This is a genomic window from Streptomyces filipinensis, from assembly GCF_014649495.1.
In the GTDB taxonomy this organism is placed as follows: domain Bacteria; phylum Actinomycetota; class Actinomycetes; order Streptomycetales; family Streptomycetaceae; genus Streptomyces; species Streptomyces filipinensis.
On record NZ_BMTD01000005.1, the window covers coordinates 286,963 to 305,549 of the forward strand.

The following is an 18,587-nucleotide window of genomic DNA, read 5'->3' on the forward strand; positions in this document are numbered from 1 at the left end:
CCCCCGGATCAGGGGTGCGGCGCCACGCCCTCGTCGACGGGCAGTGCGACGGGCTCCTCCGCCGGCCGTGTGCCCGCTGCGGCGGAGACCACGCCGGCACCTTCTCCACCTGTCCCCCGCGCGGGGGACAGCGGGCTCATGCGGTGCAGGACCAGATGAAGCACCGGTATCAGCACGCAGGTGACGGCGGCGGACTGCCACAGCAGTGTGTCGAGCCGGCCCGCCGCCAGATACGCGCCCGCGGCGATGGCGGCCACCGCACACACACCACGGTCCACGATGCTTTCGACCGACAGCAGCGTGGCACGCGGCGCCCCCTTCGGGATGGCGTCGTTGATGAGCTTGCGCTGCACGGGATAGCCGAACCCGGTGATCGCGGCGAACGCGCACAACAGCCCGACCACGGCCCAGGGGCCGCCGACGGTGGTGCCCGCGAGTGCGGCGGCGAGCAGGACGCTCAGCAGGGACACCCAGGCCGCGGGCGACAGGCGCGGGCTCAGCCACTGGGGCCGGGCGGAGGCCACCGCCTCGGCGACCGTCATCGCCGCGAGGACACCGCCGTGGGTGCTCTCCGCGATGCCGTGCTGGAGGAGCACCGGCTGGAACAGGTTGACCTGGCAGATCCGCGACAGCGTGAAGACCGCCACGCCCTGCACCATGAGCAGGGCCAGCCACGGTGACGACCGAAGGGCGCGCAGGGCGGCCCGCATGTCACGCAGCAGGGCTCCGCCCCGCCGTCGGGGAGCGCCCCGCCCGTCGCCCGTACCAGCAGCGGCGATCCGGGGCAGGGCGAGTGCGCAGCCGAGAGAGCCGGCCGCGCTCGCCGCGCTGAGCACGTACGGGGACTGCGGAGCCACGGACATCAGCGGTCCGACGAGCGGCCAGCAGACGACCTTGGCGGCGAGCCCGAGGGCACGTGCCGTCCCCTCCGCCCTGAGGTAGTGGGCGTCCGCTCCTTCGGCCCGCAGCCCGTCGTACAGGCAGGCGCTCGCCGCGCCCGACGTCAGGGAGCGACCCGCGGCGATCGCGAGGAAGTGCACGAGGAAGCCGGTGTACGAGGGGGTCAGCACCGGCACCATGTTCGCCGCCGTCATGACCACCGCACCCGCGCGCAGGCAGTTGCGGGCACCGACGCGGTCGGCGACGACCCCCGTCGGCACCTCGAACAGGCAGAAGGCGACGTAGTAGATGCTCTGGATGCCGAAGATCTGGCCGTCCGACAAGCCCGCGGCACGCTGGTAGGCGTAGAACACGGGCATCCACCACAACAGGTTGAACAGCAGCTGGAACCCGTTGTTCAGGCGGATGATGCGGCGGGCGGCCGGGGTCATCCGCGGATCCGGAGAACGGGGCCACAGCGAGGACACGGCGCGCCTCACCGGGCGTAGGGGCGGATCTGGACCAGATGGAACGCCCCCTCAGCGGTCATGAGCCACTCGATGTCCAGGGCGTCGTCGGGGTCGCCCGCACTGAAGTGGGACTGCAACAGGCGCCCGGCCAGCGCCAGTTCCCCCAGCGACGTGCGCGTGTCCGCCGGGAGGTCCTCACCCGCCGAGCCGACGTCCACCGTGCGCCCGCCGCCCTCGACCGTGTTGTACAGGTACTGGTGGGGCAGGACCCTGCCGTCGACCACCCGCTCGGGCGAACCGGTCGTGCAGTTGAGGTACACGTTGCGGAAGTCCTCGCGCCGGGTCGGATTGCAGGTGACCAGCACACCTCCGAGGCCGGCCGGCACATACTCCTGGATGATCACGCCCATGTAGGTGTCGTCCAGCACGATGCCGGCCTCGTGCCGCAGACGCACGCTGCGCGGGGACAGCAGTGATGCCCACACCTGCCGCACGGCGTCCATCAACTGCTCCTCGCCGCGCACCGTCGTCACCGAGTCGTAGATCCCGGCCGCCGAGAATCCCGGCAGGTCCTCGGCGTTGGAGGACGAGCGCACCACGAGACGACGCCCGTCGGCCAGCAGACCCGGCACCGCGCCGGTGACGGCCCGGGCCACCTCGTCGGGGATCGGTGTGCTGTGCATCAGTCGCTGCAGGTCCAGACACAGCGAGTCGATCACGTCGAGCGCCTCCAGCTCAAGCGCCATCTTCAGCTTTCCGATGCCCTGCTGGAGCGCGGCCGACGAGGTCAGGAAGAGATGGTGCAGGCGGAACGGGAGTGCCACCCCCTCGGGCGCCCGGACGGTGCCCGCCACGCGTTCGGCCGCCGCGGCCTGCAGCCGTTCCACGGGTGCTCCCGGCTCCCCCAGCCGTAAGGCCAGGTGGGTGAGCAGATCGGGCCGCGGCGGCCGCGGACGCGCGTAGAACGCGGTCAGGTCCGCCGTGCGGCTGTCCAGGACGTGGTGCAGTTCGCCGAGGTTGGCGGCCTTGGTGCCGTAACTGTCGCGGTCGGAGCGCCGCAGCCGGTGCAGCGCCATGACCGGCGCCTCGTCGAGCAGGGGCGCGTCGATGCGGATGCGCTGCTGGTGCCAGACCGGCCTTTCCAGCACCGGGGCGCTGGACAGCCTCTCCAGGGTGACGGCGTCCTCGCACACCCGGTAGCGCACCCAGGCGCCGTCCAGTCCTTCTCGCCGCACCAGAGCGTCCAGGTCACGGACGATGGCGTTCGGGATGCCCCAGCCCGAGGCCAGGACGTTGGTGTGCGAAAGCGGCGTGGTGGGCGCCGTGTTGATGAACCCGGCCACCCGGGGTATGTCATCGGGCAGGCAGGACATCGCGACGATGTCCGCCCAGCCGGGCTGTGCGGCGGCGCGGTACTCCTCCGGACTGCGGAAGTAGCGCAGCCGGCCTTCGGCGACGCCCGGATTGAGGCAGGTCCGGATCCGGTTGCCGAACAGCTCCTGGCTGAGGATGCGCGGTACGCGTGCCTCGCTGACCGAGGCGAGTTCGTGCTCCTGACCGTGGTTCGCCGGTTTCAGCAGCAGCGGGAGGCGCCCGTCCACCCTTGTGCGGACGTAGTGGTAGAACTCCTCCAGCAGTGCGGCGTGCATGGTGTCCGCCTCGGTCGTCTCCAGGACCAGGAAGGGCCGCTCGGAGCCGTCGGTGTCCTCGTCGCTGTGCAGGGACAGCACCCCGAGCAGGAAGCGGCGGTCAGGCGCCATGTACACGGAGGCGTTGAACGCGTCGAGATCCTTGTCGAGTTCGTCCGGCCTCATACCGAGGATGCGCGTGGCGATGTAGTCGACGTGGAAGGGGTGTACCCGGGTGTCGAGCAGGTGCCAGCTGTCCTCGGCCCTGTCCACCACGACCTTCAGGTACGGGTGCCCGGCGAGCACGCCGGACAGCGCGCGGAACAACGGCAGCGACAGGTTGCCGCCGACCACGGTACGATCGCCCGCCACGTCGGGGACCCCGGCTGCGCGCGGTGCGTGTGTCATGGCCGGGCCCCCTCGGTGACGTCCGTCGGCAGGATGCGCGGCAGCGCGTCGACCAGGGCGGTGAAGTCACGGACGACGGACTGCGGCCGGTCCGCCGACAACAGGCACAGTCCCGCCATGGTGTTGGCCCCGGCGGCGGGGTCGTAGACCGGCACGGGGCATCCGTCCGGCAGGGAGCTCTCGCGGACGACGGACAGCGTGCTGCCGGCGCCGACCGGCGCCGAACGGACGACCGCCGAGGAGTCCCATCGATGGCGGCGGGGCCAGGGGCTGCCGTCGGCCTGCACGGCGAGGACCACCAGCGATCCGGCCGCGCCGGTCGCGTCCTCGGGCGTCAACGCCCGTGCGGGCCAGCCGGGTGAGCCGCCGAGCAGCTGGTCGGTGAACATACCGGCCAGGTCCAGGCCGAAGACCTCCTCGATCTGCGGCACCGTCATCGCCCCGCCGAACCGCGCGGCCGTCTCGATGACCCACATACGGCCTTCCCCGCCCAGCTTGATCTCCGTGTGGGTGCCGCAGTTCTCCAGGCCCAGGGCGTCCACGGCGCGCCGGGCGAGGTCCACGATGGTGCGCTGGGCCTCGCTCTGCACGGCGGCGGGGGTGATGCCGGCGCGCTCGGTGAAGGGCGCCACGGTCGGCATCCGCCCGCTCAGGCAGACCGGGCGGAAAACGCCGTCGACGACCGCACCCTCGACGCTGACGTAGTCACCCCAGCCGGGGCCGTCGAACCACTCCTCGGCGCAACCGCTGACGATCTCCTCGACGATGAAGTCCTCCGAGGCGCCGGGGACGTGCAGTTCCGCGAATCCGAGCAGCGCGGACTCGGCCATCACCGCGCGCGACCGCTGCCAGGCGTCCAGGGCGTCCCCGGGCCGCTCGATGATCTGGTGCGCGGTCGAGCCGGCGCTCCAGGCCGCCTTCAAAAGGAGTGGGCATGACAACTCGATGGTCGCCTGCTCCAGTTCGGCGGCGCTGGTGACGGAGCGGAACCGCGGCTGCGGTATGCCGCGACGCTCCCACGCGGCCCGCATCAGGCGTTTGTCCCGGGCGAGGGCGGCGGCAGGCCCTGCGCCCTTCAGGCCGAGCCGCCGCGACGCCTCGGCGACCGCGACCACCGCGTACTCCGAAAAGGTCAGGACGGCATCCGCCCCCACCTCCCGGGCTCGGGTGGTGATGAGCTCGACCAGGTCGCCACCGGGTGCGTCGACGGCGGCGACGACCGATGCGCACAGCCTCGCCGCGTCATGAGCCACGGGGGCGGGCAGTTCGCTGAGGGCCAGTAGGTGCACCGCGGACCTCGCGGCCACCCGCGTCAGGGCATGACCCACCGGGGGCCCGCCCTTGGCATGCACGTACAGCACCTTGCTCACGGAACTCCAACTCCTCTGATGTCATCGGACGGGCCGGGGTCGCTGCCCGTCCGTGGTCCGCGGCTGCGTCAGTACCTCGACCACCGTCACGCCGTCTCCCTCAAGCGAACCAGCACCGTCCCGGCTCCAGGACGCCGAGATCCGCGAACCACTCAGGCAAATGCCTTACTGTCCACGCCCGTTGATGCCATGGGCAGCCCCGGCCGTGCGCTAGCCCGCCGACGCGGCAGCCGCAGCGGCTGCCCCCTCGCATGCCCCATCCGCTACGGGATACGCATGAGGTATCACCCAAAGTGATGTTGGTGCAGGGTTGAAGGAGTTGGACCGTGGACGAGGCTGATTTCAAGGCATTGCTCGCGCCCCTCGCGGTGTCCTGGTGGGAAGCCGACAGCGGCATGAGCGTGGTCGACAGCGGGGGTGCCGCGTTCGACGACCAGCGCACCACCCGCCGCTTCCTCGAAGCCCTCCTCGCGGACGGCGGCGGCCTGTCCGGACCGCCCGGCTACGGCCCCTACCGCACGTGCTTCGAAGGCCGGACCTTCGATGTGCACTGGCCCGACGTCGGGGACGGACCGGGCCGGCACGGCAGCAGAGGAGTGGCGATCGAGGTGGACGACCGGCCGGACGACGACCCTTACGCCACGTTCGCCGACCTGGCCCCGGCCGCGGCGTTCGTGCGCGACGCCACAGGCCGCTACGTATGGGCCAACCACGCCTATGCCCACCTGTACGGCACCACACGCGACGCCGTGATCGGCCGCCACCTCGCCGAAGTCGACGAAGCCGGTGACATCACCCGGTTCCTCGCCCTGGACCAGGAGGTCCTCACCCGTGACAGGCCCGTACGGCACAGCCTCACCTACCGGCGCGTCGACGGGTGCCCCGGGCACGCGGCGGGCTACCGCTTTCCCGTCCGCTGGGGCGCGGCACGCTGCGTCGCGGGCATCTACGTCGACGTCACCGACTACACCCGGGTGCTGGACCAACGGCACCAGGCCGAGGCCGACTTACAGGCCCTGCGCGACCACAGCGGACTGCTCTGCCTGCGGCTGACCCCGGACGGACGGGTGAGCGAGGCCGGTACCGCGGTCGCCGACGTCCTGCGCGTCCGCCTCCCGGACCTGATAGGCCTGCCGGCCGACACCCTGCTCGCGCAGAACCCCGAACGGAGCGCCCTGCACCGGATCTGGGACGACCTGATCAGCGGCCGGCGCCGGAGTGCGCGCACCTGTGCGGTACTCGTCGATCAGGAGGGCTGGCAGCGCCGGGTCCGTCTCCATCTGAGCACCGTGTGCGGCAGGACCCGCGGTGTGTCCGGCGTGTGGGTCGTCGGCACCCACCTCGGCCTGCGCCACCAGCACCGACCGGACCTCACGGCGGCCCAGGTGCGTATCCTCGCCCTGCTGGCGGCCGGGCACAGCAACGCGGACATCGCGGCGACGCTGCACCTCTCACGGCAGACCCTGGACTACCACCTCAGCAGGCTGCGCGTTCTCCTCGACGCCGCGACCCGTCCGGCGCTGGTCGCCCGGGCCTATGTGCTCGGCATCCTCTCATCAGGCACCTGGCCGCCCCGGTCCTCGACGGCCGTGAACCCGTCGAGCCCGGTCTGAAGGACCGGCCGGGACGCGTGCGGGCCCGTGGACGAGCACACCGGACGGCGGTGTGGTCGCACTCCCGGCGTACCTCGAACGCGACCACGACCGACGCTGGGATCAGGGACAACGGTTGGCGTGCCGGACGTCCAGGACGAAACGCTCGGGGGAGTGGAGCCTGAAGGCGTGGTAGACGGGCTTGGCGTGGAAGGCGGCCCCGAAGCCGACCACGCCCTCGAAGTCACCGGTCAGGGCGAGGCCCCTGAGCTGGGGAAGCCGGATCTTCGCCAGCCGGGGTCCTTGATAGACCGGCAATCCCGCCGTGTTGTGCGCGGCGGCCGGAGAGAGCCTGATCTGCAGGAAGTGCTCGCCGGGAAGGGGGACCGCCTTCCCGGAGGGGTCGTAGCGCAGTTCCCTGACGGGGCTCACGGTGACGGAGGGCAGGGCGCCGCGGACGTCGATGACGAGCCGGTCGAAGGTGCAGTGCCCGCCCCACCGGGCGTCGACGACGAGCGAGGTCGCCGGGGCCTGCCCGGTGCCCCCGGTCCGGGTGGCGGCCGAGGCGGGAACCGTGGCACAGGCGGCGGTGAGAAGGAGGCCGGCGGCGACGACCGCACGGCGGGAGTGGTGTTGCATGTCGCCCCCCGATCTTTCTGTGAAGGGGACAGTACTTTCACCATGGGGGACACCTGGCCGAGCCGTATGGTTGCATCGCCGTCCGTTCCAGCAGGCGCCACCGGGGGCCGGATCGCTATATGGTGACCCTCATGGGATGGGGGGATCGTCCGGTGTGGGTCCGATGCGTGGCGGCGGCGTACGTGATCGGGTTCCTCGAAGGGACAGGCTGGCACGCGTACTCTCTGGCGGCCGGCGGGCTGCACGCCTACAGTTACGCGCCCCTGCTCATCCAACTGCTCTTCCACGCGCTCCTGCTGCTGGATCCGCTGGTCGCCCTGTCGATCGTTCGGGCCCGCCCGGGTGGACCGCTGCTCGCTGCCCCGGTCATGCTCGCGGACCTGGTCGGCAACTGGGACACCGAATGGAGAGCCGTGCTGGCGCATCCCGCGGCATACCTGCGGCCGGTCGGGCTGCTGCCGATCACCCTCTTCGGCATCTTCGTGCTGCTCACGGCCTTTCCGCTGCGTCGCGCCCTGACGTCCGGCGGTGACGCTGCCCGCGGCCCATGGCGCCGGCGCCCGACTGTCGAGGGGCGGCAGGGCCAGGATCTGTCTCTTTGAGCCCGCAGGGTGCCATATCGACGGAAAGTGGCCCGACGGTGGCCGGGTCACCGTCGTGCGCCACTCGGCGCCGCCCTCGCCGACGCCCGGGCACTGGCCCGTGAGCGCCCGCCCGGCGTCCACACGGCCGAACTTCGGCGCACCGTACGCGAGTCGGGAAACCCATGTTGATCGGCGGAGGTCACCTCTCGCCGTTGCTGGTCGCCCATGGCGAACAGGGCGAGGGTGACGGCGGCGAGGGGGATCGCCCGGGCTCCGTAGGCGAGTTGTACCTCCCCATGAATCATTCTGGTCCTGAATGGTTTGGGGGAGGCTACCATTCTCGGCATGAACGAAGCTATGGGTGCGACGGCCGGCGATGCCTCGGGCCTGACCTCGACCGTGGTGTTCAGGCTGGGCACTCTCGGCACGGTGGTCACCGACCGGTTCACACGGGAGATCGAGGGGCTGGGCCTCAAACCCAAGCACGTCGGCCTGATGGCCGCGCTCGGCCGTGCTGCCGTGGCGTCCCAGCAGGAACTGGCCGCGCGCATGGGGGTCGCGCCGAGTCTGATGGTGTCGCTGGCCGACCACCTGGAGGATCTCGGCGCGGTTCAGCGGGTCCGGGATCCGCGGGACCGTCGACGGCAGGTACTGACACTCACCGAGGAGGGGCAGCGCCTGCTCGACCGCTGCACGTCCATGGCGCGGACCCTGGACGAGGAGCTCATGGCCGGGCTGACGGAGAAGCAACGGAAGGCGCTGGCCGAGGCGCTGCACGTGATGGCGAAGCGCGCCGGCCTGCCGTAGAGGAGGACGGGCGTCCGCTTCGGTGGGGCCGGCTGCTCCTGCCCCCCGCGCAGGAGCAGCCGTGAGAGTCAACCGGGACCCTCCGGCTGGTGACCGGTGCCGGTGTCTCGGCCGGGTCCCGACGGGTTCGCCAGATGTGCGTTCAGCAGATGTTCTGGACGTACCAGACCGGCTTCCAGCGTCCGTGGGGGTCCGAAGAGGGGGCGCCGTCGGTGGTGAAGATCCGGTACTTGCCCTTGTCGAACATCTCCGTCACGGTGTACCGGCTCTGGTTGTTGTACCAGGAGCCGCCGCTGCCCATGCCGTCGGGGATCTCGTGCCTCTTGCAGTCCTTGTACTTGAATCCGAGCACCTGGAAGTTGGCCTCCTTGTAGCCGCAGAAGTAGTACTTGGGGCAGTCGGCCGGCGCGGACCGCAACGCAGGCTGCGCGGCGTCCGACGGGGCCGTGGACAGCGCCACGGCGGCGAGCGCCCCTGCGGTCACGAGAAGGCGCCGTACCGGCGTCCGGCGGGCGGGGTTCAGCATGTGAAGTTCCCTTCGGTGTCTGCTCGACGAGAGCGGAAGCGACCGGTGCGGACCAGCGGGCCCATGACGTCCGACCGCACCTGTGCCTCCACCGAGCCCCGCAGGCGTCCGCCGTTCACTCCCGGGACGCGTGCCGTGGGTTCGTACGACTGATCCCAGCGGATCGGCGCATTGTTCGGCAGTGCGTCCCGGCGAGCAATCAATGGCCGGAGGCGGTTCTTCCGGAGCCGCGCGCACGGCGTCCCGTGCCCTTCGGCGTACGCGTGCGCGGCCGCGAGTGCGCCGGGGAGTGGTCGTTCACCGGGTTCCGGCTCACGCCGGGCACGTGGGATGGGGCGGCTGGTCCGGCAGATACGTCGAGCGTTCCTGCGGGGTGAGGTCGCGGCCGAGGGCTCGGCAGAGCTTGCCGATGGCCGCGGCGGGGGTGGGGAGGAGGACGTTCCACAGCCGTACGGTCCGGTCGCCGCCGGCGGTGGCGAGGGTGCGCCCGTCCGGGCTGAACGCCACCGACAGGACGGTGCCGGTGTGCCCGGCGAGTGTGGCGAGCGGGTTTCCGGTGGCGGCGTCCCACAGCCGTACGGTGCTGGCGGAGCTGCCGGCGGTGACCAGGGTCCGTCCGTCCGGGCTGAACACGATCGCGAAGCCGGGGGCGGCGCGGCCGGGCAGGCTTGTGCGCACACGTCTGGTCTTCGTGTCCCACAGCCGTACCGTGCCGTCGTCGCCGGCGACGGCGAGGGTGCGTCCGTCGGGGCTGAAGGCCAACGACTCCACGCTGTCGGCGTGGCCGGGCAGATGGGTGCGCAGGCGGCCGGTGGCCGTGTCCCACAGGCGCACCGGACCGTTGTCGCCGCCCGTGGCCAGGCTCCGCCCGTCGGGGCTGAAGGCCAACGAGCCGGTGCCGTCGACGAATTCGGGCAGCGTGGTGCGGAGGCGCCCGGTGCCGGCATCCCACAGCTCCACCCCCCTCTCCACGCCACGGGTGGCCAGGGTGCGGCCGTCCGGGCTGAACGCCATCCGGAACACGTCACCGGTGTCGCCGGACAGCCTCCTGCGCAGACGTCCGGCTGCCGCGTTCCAGAGCCCTACTCCTCGGTCGCGGCCGAGGGTGGCGAGGGTGCGTCCGTCGGGGCTGAACACCACCCACGTCACGTCCTTCAGGCCGTTCGTCAGCGTCCTGCGACGGCGTCTGTCGCCCGTGTTCCACAGGTCCACCCCATGGCCCGGGCCGGCGGCGGCCAGGGTCTGTCCGTCCGGACCGAACGCCACGCAGGGTGTCTGCCCCGGGGGCCCGGGAAGGACGGCACGGTTCGGGCCGTCCGCCGTGTCCCACAGGCGCACGCTCTGATCGCGGCCTGCGGTGGCGAGGGTGTGCCCGTCCGGGCCGAAAGCCACTGCGAGCACGGTGTCCGTGTGACCTGTGAGCGTTGTCCGTGTGGTGCCGGTGGCGGTGTCCCACAGTCGTACCGTGTGGTCGGGACCGGTGGTGGCGAGGGTGCGCCCGTCGGGGCTGAACGCCAGGGGAGCCGTGTCATCGGCAGGTCCGGGCAGACCGGTGCGGAGGCGGCCGTCGGCCGGATCCCACAAGCGGACCGTGCGGTCGGGACCAGCGGTGGCGAGGGTGCGCCCGTCGGGGCTGAACGCCACGGAAGACACCCCCGACGGCTGCGCCGGCAGGCTCCTTCGGAGACGGCCGGAGACCGGGTCCCACAGCTTCAGCTCGTGGCCCTTTCCGCCGGTGGCGAGGGTGCGCCCGTCCGGGCTGTACGCCACCGACAGCATCTCGCTGGTCGGTGGACCAAGGGTCCTGCGCAGGTGAGCCGATGCCGTGTCCCACAGCTCCACCCCACGGTCGTCGCCGGCGGTGGCAAGGGTGTGGCCGTCAGGACTGAAGGCCAGGGAGAAGGCGTCTCTGGGGCCGGGCAGGCCGGTGCGGAGGCGGCCGGTGGCCGGACTCCACAACTGGACCCCGTGGTCGAGCGCGGCGGTGGCGAGGGTCCGTCCGTCCGGGCTGAAGGTCATGGCCCACACCCACGCGGGGTGCCCGGTCAGACTCCTTTCCAGACGTCCGGTCCCGGTGTCCCACAGCCGCACCGCGCCGTCGCGGCCCTCGACACTGGTGGCGAGTGTGCGCCCGTCCGGGCTGAACGCCACCGAGGTCACAGCCCCGTGCCGGGCCGGAAGCCGGTACCGCAGGGGAACCGCGGCGGCGGCGTAGAGGCTTTCGAGGGCTGCGGGCGTGGGGCTGGTCCGGTAGGCGCGGATGGCCAGCAGGGAAGCGAGGTCGGAGTCTGTGCCGACGAGACCGGCGGATTGTGCGGCGAGCTGACGCGAGAGGGCCACCTGCCGTGCGGTATCCGCGTCGTGCCTCTGCCGGTCGCTCATCCGGCTCTGCTGCCACGCGACCAGCCCGGCGACGACTGCCAGGACCAGCAGGACGGACAGGGACGCGGTGAGGGTGCGCAGACGTCGGGTGGTCCGCGCGGCGGCGTGTTCCTCGTGCTCGCGCGCCTGCAGGCTGGTGGTGAGGAAGGCGTGTTCCAGTTCGGTCAAGTCCCCGCGGTGCTGTTGACCGAAGTGCTCGTGGGCGGTGGTCAGGCGGCTGCCGCGATACAGAGCACCCGGGTCGCGGCTCAAATCCTCCCAGGCCCGGGCGGCTTCGGTCAGCTTCCGGTGGGTGCGCAGGCGTTCGCGGTCGGCTTCGATCCAGCCGCGCAGCCGTGGCCAGGCGGTCAGCAGGGCCTCGTGGGCCAGGTCCACGGTGTCGTCGTCCTGGGTGAGCAGTCGCGCGCGGGTGAGGGCCTCCAGGACCTGAGCGGTCGTGGGTCCCCCGATGTTCTGCAGTTCTCGCCGCTCGGCGGGCCTGCGGGTGTCGGGTGTGCCATCGCCCGGGGCGACCAGGCGCAACATGACGCGGCGTGCCGCGCCGGACTGCTCCTCGGTGAACCGGCGGTAGACGTCCTCGGCGGTCTTGGCGATGGCGCCGGCGAGGCGACCCGCAGCCTCGTATCCCCCCATGGTGAGTGCCTTGCCACGGCGGCGGCGCCAGGTCTCCAGCAGCACGTGCGACAACAGGGGCAGGCCACCCGGGGCGTCGGCCACCTCCTGGACCAGCCGGGCGGTCAGAGCCCGTTCCACGGTCAGGCCGGCGGCGGCAGCGGGTCCGACGACGACCTCACGCAACTCGGCGGGGCTCATGGGACCGGCGAGCAGGTGGGCGTCGCGCAGGGCGTCGGCGAGGTCGCGGTGCTCGGCGCAGCGGCCGTAGAAGTCGGCGCGCACGGCGATGAGGACCCGCAGCCGGTTCTCGGGCCGACGGGCGGCCAGCAACATGTCGATGAAACGGGCACGCTCTCCGGAGTCCTGGCAGAGGGTGAAGACCTCCTCGAACTGGTCGACCACGATGAGCGTGTCCGCCGCCGCGGTGCCGGCGCCGGCCGAGGTGTCGCCGGGCTCGCACACGCGGGCGTGGGTGTGGGCCGGACGGTCGCCGGGAGCGAGAATGCGGATCGCGGCCAGGCGCAGGCCGGGGTCCTGGGTGTGCTGGAGGGCGGGGATGAGGCCGGCGCGCAGGAGGGAGGACTTACCACTGCCGGACGGGCCGAACACCGCCGCGAACCGCCGTCGACGCAGCAGTTCCAGCAGCTCGGTGGTGAGCTGGTCGCGGCCGAAGAACAGACCGCCGTCGCCCGCCTCGAACCGTGCCAACCCCTTGTACGGAGGCTCCCCACGCTCGTCGCCGTCCCTGGGACCCAGGGCGGCAACCTCGTCCACGGCCTGCCGCCAGCGGGCCTCCCACTCCGCCGGGTCGCCCCCGCAGGCCCGCACGTAGGCCAACGTCACGGACAGGGTGGGCAACCGGTCGCCGGCCGCTGCCTGCGACAGCGTCGTGGGCCCGTACCCGGCCCGCTGCGCCAGCACGCGGTAGGTGATCCCGCCCGCCTCCGCCCGCAGTTTGCGCAACTCGAACGCGAACCGCTGCACCGGGCCCGCTCCGGGATCCACCGGCACTTCACGACGTCCCGCCACAGTTTCACCCCGCTGAGCCGCTTCCGGACCAGCCACGCTACGCAGCGTCTCCACCGCTCAAGTAGGGCGTGCCCGGCCATTGTTCGGCCCGCGGCGCGCACCTTGGGGCACCGTGCTCCAGGTGAAGCGCCTGTTCGGCTTCGGCGGGAGGCCTGACGCGCCCGCCACGTTGCCTCAGGAGTCAGACGGCGCCTTGTAGAGCCGTACCGTGCCGGCGATCCTCCGTACGGTCGCGTCCGGGACCTCGGCGGGCACGTTCTTGGCGCCGAAGAACGACCAGGAGACGAGATCCCCCGCACTGTTCTTGAAGGCGAAGGTCCATGCCTTGCCGTCCGTGGTGCACTTCTTCGACTTCTTCACACCCGCGGACCACGCGGTGCCAAGAGTGCCCTTGAGGCCCGAGTTGGTGGTGAACGCCTCGACGGCCCCGGCCTTCGCCTTCGACTTGTCCGGCTGGGTGTACCCCCCGTAAACCCAGGTCTTGGGGTCGGAACCGGCTATCTCGCGGGTGCTGCGGTAACCGTTGTTGCCCCTCGTGCCCACCTGGGCCAGGGGGGTGTCCGCCGGCGTGCCGTCCCGGTTGTCGTCCGAGGAGCACCACTTCTTCTGGAGCATCGCGACGTTGCGTATCGCGATGAGCGGCTTGTCGTCCGGATCGCCGTCCTTGGAGACGTAGGTGACCCAGTCGGCCGACTGGATCTCCCATCGGGGCGGGATGTCGAAGGCGATTCCCTGGGTCGGATTCGTCACGACCTGCCAGCCCTTGATCGTCGCGGTCCGGGTGCCGTCTCCCCTGGGGTTGGCGGAACTCTGCGAGGGCGACGCGGTGTCGGTCGGCTTCGGGCCGGGACCGTCCTGCTTGTTCCCTCCGAGCACGAGGAATCCGGTGACGCCGGCCGCGAGCACGACGGCTGCCGCGGTGATGACGGCGACGAGTCCGCCCCGGTTCCGGCGGCCGCCCGTCGGCGGCGGCACGGGTGCCTGGCCGCTGGGCTGGGTGGGCAACTGCCAGGGCTGAGGCGGCCCGTAGGAGTTCGGCTGGAACGGGCCGGGGCCAGGCTGCTGGTAGGGGTTCGGCTGCGCAGGCTGCTGGTACGGGTTCGACTGGTGTCCGACCGGGGGCTGCTGCGGATTCCGCCCGCTCCCCGACGACTGCTCTCCTGGCCACATGGGCCGCTACGATACGGCACCCTTTCAGACAGCAAACTCCGGGCTCGCCGGTGCTGGCCCACCGCGCCTCATGGCGACGTCACCCGCCCGAGACCGCTGCTCCGGCGGCTCGCTCGATCTTCGCGCACTGGGCTTACCAGAAGGCCGTGTCGCCCTGCAGGGGCGCGGATTCGGATGTTGTCCCCGTCGAGCTCAGCGGGCGGCGGACGTCGTACTCGCAGAGCCCGTCGAGCTTCCCGACTGAGGCGGGCCACGCTCGACATGGAGGGCATACGCCCGCACGACGCAGCCGGTGCCACACCTCGCAGGCCTGCCGGCCGACGGCCGGCGACGACCGCAAGACGGGACTAAGGCCACCGACAGACCCCCGGCCAGGATGGTGCCAAGGCAGGAACAGCAACGCCGGAGGCGACGATGGACCGAACGGCACAGACGGGTGACGGTCCCAGGGATGTCATCTGGGACATCACCTACGCGTGCCCGCTGCGGTGTACGCACTGCTACTCCGAGTCGGGCCGGCGCCCCACCCGGCAGGCGGACCGAGACCGGATGCTGCGGATCACCGACGCGATCGTCGCGCTGCGCCCGGGCGTGGTGTCGCTCGGCGGCGGCGAGCCGCTGATGGTGCCCTGGATCGACGAGGTCGCCCGACGGTTCACCGACAGCGGCGTCAAGGTACTCCTCTACACAGGGGGCTGGCCGGTCACCCGGGCCATGGTGGAACGGCTCGCGGACGTGTGCTACCGCTTCGTGGTCAGCCTCGACGGACCGAACGCCGAGGTGCACGACGCGATCCGGGGCAGGGCGGGATCGTTCGACCGGGCCCTGCGCACGCTGGAACTGCTGGACGAGGTCTCCCGTGCGCGCCGCGGTCAAGGGCTGAAACCACTTCAGTTCGGCACCGAGTGCGTCGTCGTGCGCAGCAACGCCGACCACCTCGACGCGTTCTGCACCCGGATCGCCCCCCGCTTCCCCGAGATGCGGATCCTGTCGTTCCAGGCGGTGATTCCCGCCGGGCTCGCCAGCCGGCCCGGATTCGTCGAGCGGGAACTGCCGGACGACGAGCAGGTGCGCCGACTGGGCAGCGAGCAGGAGCGGACGCGTCTCGCCGCTCTCGCGCCGCCGGGCGTGCTGGTGCTCACCTCGGACAACCTCGAACTGCGGATGGCTCCCGACCAGGTGGCGCGTGGGCTGGGCTTCCAGGTCATCCAGGTGGAGCCGGACGGCGAGGTGCGGGCGATGCCCGTGTACGAGGGCACGGTCGGCAACGTCCTCGACGAGCCGGTGGACGTGCTCTGGCGGCGGGCTCTACAGCGGTGGGACGACCCGTTCGTGACCCGCACGCTGTCCGCGGTCCGCACCATGGCCGACTGGGCGGAAGCGGTACGGCTCATGGACCACCGCTTCGGCACGGACGCCGACCGCGCCCGTTTCACCCGCCGCCCCGACCTGACCGTCCGTCCCGCCGGCTCGAACGGAGGCAGGTGACATGAACCAGGACACGGTGCTGTTCGACGTCGTCACAGCGGTACTCGCACGCGCCGGGGACGGCGACGCGGGCCCTCTCGGCGAGTGGCGGGTACGGGCCGGGGACTTCTGGTGCTACGTCTCCCCGCCGCGCGAGTCACGACAGGCACAGGGCTGGAAGCTGCACCTCTCGGCGACGCCGCTGTCGGCCCCCGTCGTCCTGTCGCGTGCCGCCGAGGTGCTGGTACGCCGCGGCTGCCGGTTCAAGTTCGCCGGGACCCTTGAGCGTGCCGGCGAGCTGATCTCCCGGCACTACGAGCGGGGCGGCGGCGGGAAGTTCCTCACCGTCTACCCGGAAGGCGACGACGACTGGCTGCGGGACCTGGCCGGCGAGCTGCACCGGGCGACCCTGGGGCTGCCCGGGCCGGGCATCCTGTCCGACCGTCCGTGCTTCCCCCACAGCCTGGTGCACTACCGGTACGGCGTCTTCAGTGGGGTGAGCACGCTGGACGGCGACGGGATGCGCGCCGCGATGCTCATCGCCCCGGACGGTGCACTCGTCCGCGACAGCCGCCGGCCTTGGTTCGCTCCGCCGCCGTGGGCCCCACGCGATCCGTTCGCGCCCGAACGGGGCACCGAACCACCCAAGCCCGCACCGGTGCTGCTCCACGGGCGGTTCCTGGTGCGCGCGGTGATCCGGCACGCCTACGCCGGGGGTGTCTACCGAGCCGTGGACCAGGACACCGGGGACGCGGTCGTCATCAAGCAGGCGCGCCGTCACGCGGCGGCCACGCTCGCCGGGGGTGACGCCCGCGATCTACGGCGTCACGAGGCGAGGATGCTGGAGGACTTCGCCGACAGCGGCTTCACCCCGCGCCCGGTGGCCGTGTTCGAGCAGCAGGGTGACCTGTTCCTGGTCCAGGAAGCCCTCACGGGTGTCACTCTGCGCCGCTGGGTGCTCGACCGGCTGCCCCTCGACGACGGCGACACATGGGGACCCGATCCTGACGAGACCCTCGCCACGGCCCGCCGGCTGGCCGAGATGATGCGTGCGGTACACCACAGGGGCTGGGTCCTGCGGGACTTCAACCCCAACAACGTGATGGTCACCGACGACGGAATCCTGCGGCTGGTCGACCTGGAGACGCTCGCCCGGCCGGGAGAACCCGTGCTGCGCGTCCACACCCCGGGGTACGCGGCGGCCGAGCAGGTCAACGCGGCACGCATCGATCTCGCGCCCGGGATCGAGTCCGACCTGTACAGTCTCGGCGCCACCCTGTTCTATCTGGCCACCGGAGTGGATCCGCTCCTCGCCGCCGGTGACGGCGGCGTCGGCGCGGAGAAGGAGCGGCTGGCCTCCTGGCTGGCACGGCTGTCGGCGGGCAACCCGGCCGCGCGTCGCCTCGCCCCGCTCGTACGGGCGTTGCTCGACGACGACCCAGCGGCACGTCCCGCCCTGGACGAGGTCCTGCACCGGTTGCGCGAGGCGGACACCGAACGGGCGCCGTCCGGTCCGGCTCCGGTGTCACGGTCCATCGGGGAGGGCGAGCTCAAGCAGCTCGTCACGGACGGTCTCGACCATCTGCTCGCCACCATGGACCCACGGCGCTCCGACCGGCTGTGGCCCTCCGGCCCCGTCGGCACCGCGTCGGACCCGTTCAACGTCCAGCACGGCGCCGCAGGAGTGCTCGGCGTCCTGGTCCACGCCCATCGGCTCGAACCGCAGCCGGCCCTGCGTGCGGCGGTGCGCGCGGCGGCGGACTGGATCAGCGGGCTGGTGGGGCGCGAACCGCGTTGTCTGCCGGGGCTGTACTACGGGCGGTCCGGTACCGCCTGGGCGCTGCTGGACGCGGCCGGGCTGCTGGAGGACACCGCGCTGCTGGCACACGCCATGGGCCTGGCCGAGGGGACGCCGCTGGAGGGACCCGTACCGGATGTCTGCCACGGTGTGGCCGGGGCCGGGCTGACCCAGCTGCGGTTCTGGGAGGCCACCGGGGAGCCGCGGTTCCTGGACCGGGCGCGGCGGGCGGCCGAGGCGGTGGCGGCCTTGGCGGCGCGCCGGGACGGGCTGCTGCTGTGGCCCATTCCCCGGGAGGTGCTGGCAGGCTCCGACGACCTCGCCCACTACGGGTTCGCGCACGGCGTGGCGGGTGTCGGCGCCTTCCTCCTGGCAGCCGCACGGGCCACCGGCACGGCCGCGTACGCCGAGTTGGCCGTCGAGGCCTCCCGGACGCTGCTCGGCGTGGCCGAGGTGGAGGACGGGGCGGCGTACTGGCGGACCGGGGAGCCGGGCAGCCCGCGCAAAACCCACTGGTGCAGCGGCTCCTCGGGGGCGGGCACCTTCCTGCTGCACGCCTGGCAGGAGACCGGCGACGAGGATCTTCTGACGGTGGCACGGCAGGCGGCCGTGGCCGTGCGCCGCACCCGCTGGCACGAAGGGCCCACCCAGTGCCACGGCCTCGCCGGCGACGGCGAGTTCCTGCTCGACCTCGCTCAGACCACCGGTGACGGCACATACCGGGGCTGGGCCGAGGAGCTCGCGGCGGGCATCCATGTCCGCCATGTCGTCCGGGACGGGCGCATGGTCGTCCCCGACGACACGGGCACGGCCGTCTGGGCCGACTTCAACACCGGGCTCTCCGGAGTGGTCGCCTTCCTGACGCGCCTCGCGCACGGCGGCCCGCGGATGTGGCTGCCGCGGGCGCTGACGGCAGCCGGACCCGAGGACTCCGGCGCGGAGGTGGCCCATGCCGCTCCCGCACCGGCCGACGACCCGCGATGACGAAAGGAGGTGAATGGCAATGGAGTTCGACGTGAACGCCCTGCAGGTTCTGGAGCAGGAGGAGCCCGAGAGCGGCGCCTGGCCCGAGCCGACGCGGTGCTCGTGCTGCAGCACCTTCTGACGGCTGCGGCCGCAACCAGGTCACCGCCCTCGCTCCGACGGGGGCGGTGACCGACCCACACCACCGACCAGGCACCGGGAAGGGCAGACCATGCGGACACGACGGGCCCACGGCAGGG

Annotated in this window: 13 protein-coding genes; 6 read left to right on the top strand and 7 right to left on the bottom strand. The window is 72.0% G+C overall.

The annotated features are described in order from the left end of the window. Positions 1 to 8: 8 nt before the first annotated feature. From IE244_RS14610 to IE244_RS14620, 3 genes are read right to left on the bottom strand one after another with little or no spacing between them, the layout of a single operon-like run. Entirely contained in the window at positions 9 to 1,331 is a 1,323-nt protein-coding gene (locus tag IE244_RS14610) for an MFS transporter (RefSeq protein WP_229854105.1), read from the bottom strand. A 44-nt stretch (positions 1,332 to 1,375) separates the two neighbouring features. Beyond that, complete coding sequence (locus tag IE244_RS14615; RefSeq protein WP_191873945.1) at positions 1,376 to 3,385, bottom strand: PEP/pyruvate-binding domain-containing protein; 2,010 nt, start codon at positions 3,383 to 3,385, stop codon at positions 1,376 to 1,378. Further along, positions 3,382 to 4,755 (bottom strand): ATP-grasp domain-containing protein, encoded by a 1,374-nt coding sequence (locus IE244_RS14620; RefSeq protein ID WP_191873946.1) that lies wholly within the window; start codon positions 4,753 to 4,755, stop codon positions 3,382 to 3,384. Before IE244_RS14620 ends, IE244_RS14615 begins: the two co-directional genes overlap by 4 nt. A 326-nt stretch (positions 4,756 to 5,081) precedes the next feature. Here IE244_RS14620 and IE244_RS14625 point away from each other — a divergent pair, with 326 nt between their 5' ends. Continuing rightward, positions 5,082 to 6,368, top strand: coding sequence for a PAS domain-containing protein (locus tag IE244_RS14625; protein WP_191873947.1), 1,287 nt, complete (start codon positions 5,082 to 5,084; stop codon positions 6,366 to 6,368). Between the two features lie 102 nt (positions 6,369 to 6,470). Here the strand turns inward: IE244_RS14625 and IE244_RS14630 are convergent, their stop codons facing one another. Continuing rightward, positions 6,471 to 6,986 (bottom strand): AMIN-like domain-containing (lipo)protein, encoded by a 516-nt coding sequence (locus tag IE244_RS14630; RefSeq protein ID WP_191873948.1) that lies wholly within the window; start codon positions 6,984 to 6,986, stop codon positions 6,471 to 6,473. Positions 6,987 to 7,117: 131 nt separating this feature from the next. Here IE244_RS14630 and IE244_RS14635 point away from each other — a divergent pair, with 131 nt between their 5' ends. Both IE244_RS14635 and IE244_RS14640 read left to right on the top strand, forming a co-directional pair. Further along, positions 7,118 to 7,588, top strand: coding sequence for a hypothetical protein (locus IE244_RS14635; RefSeq protein ID WP_191873949.1), 471 nt, complete (start codon positions 7,118 to 7,120; stop codon positions 7,586 to 7,588). A gap of 327 nt (positions 7,589 to 7,915) precedes the next feature. Continuing rightward, positions 7,916 to 8,377, top strand: a complete 462-nt coding sequence (locus IE244_RS14640; RefSeq protein WP_191873950.1) for a MarR family winged helix-turn-helix transcriptional regulator — start codon at positions 7,916 to 7,918, stop codon at positions 8,375 to 8,377. A 142-nt stretch (positions 8,378 to 8,519) separates the two neighbouring features. Here IE244_RS14640 and IE244_RS14645 read toward each other — a convergent pair whose 3' ends face one another. The 3 genes from IE244_RS14645 to IE244_RS14655 all read right to left on the bottom strand — a co-directional run bounded on the left by IE244_RS14645 (position 8,520) and on the right by IE244_RS14655 (position 14,099). Beyond that, positions 8,520 to 8,903, bottom strand: a complete 384-nt coding sequence (locus IE244_RS14645; protein WP_191873951.1) for a hypothetical protein — start codon at positions 8,901 to 8,903, stop codon at positions 8,520 to 8,522. A 312-nt stretch (positions 8,904 to 9,215) separates the two neighbouring features. Beyond that, on the bottom strand, positions 9,216 to 12,905 hold the full coding sequence (locus IE244_RS14650) for an nSTAND1 domain-containing NTPase (RefSeq protein ID WP_229854106.1): 3,690 nt from the start codon (positions 12,903 to 12,905) through the stop codon (positions 9,216 to 9,218). Positions 12,906 to 13,103: 198 nt separating this feature from the next. Next, the gene (locus tag IE244_RS14655) at positions 13,104 to 14,099 is read right to left on the bottom strand and encodes a DUF8017 domain-containing protein (RefSeq protein ID WP_191873952.1); all 996 of its coding nucleotides are present in this window, start codon (positions 14,097 to 14,099) and stop codon (positions 13,104 to 13,106) included. A gap of 414 nt (positions 14,100 to 14,513) precedes the next feature. On the opposite strand from IE244_RS14655, the gene IE244_RS14660 reads away from it, so the two are divergent. Genes IE244_RS14660 through IE244_RS14670 form a run of 3 tightly spaced genes read left to right on the top strand, consistent with a single transcriptional unit; the run spans position 14,514 to position 18,469 of the window. Next, complete coding sequence (locus tag IE244_RS14660; RefSeq protein ID WP_191873953.1) at positions 14,514 to 15,587, top strand: radical SAM protein; 1,074 nt, start codon at positions 14,514 to 14,516, stop codon at positions 15,585 to 15,587. 1 nt (position 15,588) lies between these two features. After that, positions 15,589 to 18,348 carry a class IV lanthionine synthetase LanL gene (gene lanL, locus IE244_RS14665; RefSeq protein WP_191873954.1) on the top strand — a complete coding sequence of 920 codons (2,760 nt, stop codon included), beginning with the start codon at positions 15,589 to 15,591 and terminating at the stop codon, positions 18,346 to 18,348. Between the two features lie 19 nt (positions 18,349 to 18,367). Beyond that, positions 18,368 to 18,469, top strand: a complete 102-nt coding sequence (locus tag IE244_RS14670) for an ALQxL family class IV lanthipeptide (protein ID WP_191873955.1) — start codon at positions 18,368 to 18,370, stop codon at positions 18,467 to 18,469. Positions 18,470 to 18,587: the final 118 nt, after the last annotated feature.

Excerpts from the sequence above, each read along its gene's own strand:
- IE244_RS14610 (WP_229854105.1), bottom strand. The coding sequence starts at position 1,331 with ATGACCCCGGCCGCCCGCCGCATCATCCGCCTGAACAACGGGTTCCAG.
- IE244_RS14630 (WP_191873948.1), bottom strand. The coding sequence starts at position 6,986 with ATGCAACACCACTCCCGCCGTGCGGTCGTCGCCGCCGGCCTCCTTCTC.
- IE244_RS14655 (WP_191873952.1), bottom strand. The coding sequence starts at position 14,099 with ATGTGGCCAGGAGAGCAGTCGTCGGGGAGCGGGCGGAATCCGCAGCAG.
- IE244_RS14640 (WP_191873950.1), top strand. The coding sequence starts at position 7,916 with ATGAACGAAGCTATGGGTGCGACGGCCGGCGATGCCTCGGGCCTGACC.
- IE244_RS14615 (WP_191873945.1), bottom strand. The coding sequence starts at position 3,385 with ATGACACACGCACCGCGCGCAGCCGGGGTCCCCGACGTGGCGGGCGAT.
- IE244_RS14635 (WP_191873949.1), top strand. The coding sequence starts at position 7,118 with ATGGGATGGGGGGATCGTCCGGTGTGGGTCCGATGCGTGGCGGCGGCG.
- IE244_RS14670 (WP_191873955.1), top strand. The coding sequence starts at position 18,368 with ATGGAGTTCGACGTGAACGCCCTGCAGGTTCTGGAGCAGGAGGAGCCC.
- IE244_RS14645 (WP_191873951.1), bottom strand. The coding sequence starts at position 8,903 with ATGCTGAACCCCGCCCGCCGGACGCCGGTACGGCGCCTTCTCGTGACC.
- IE244_RS14660 (WP_191873953.1), top strand. The coding sequence starts at position 14,514 with ATGGACCGAACGGCACAGACGGGTGACGGTCCCAGGGATGTCATCTGG.
- lanL (WP_191873954.1), top strand. The coding sequence starts at position 15,589 with ATGAACCAGGACACGGTGCTGTTCGACGTCGTCACAGCGGTACTCGCA.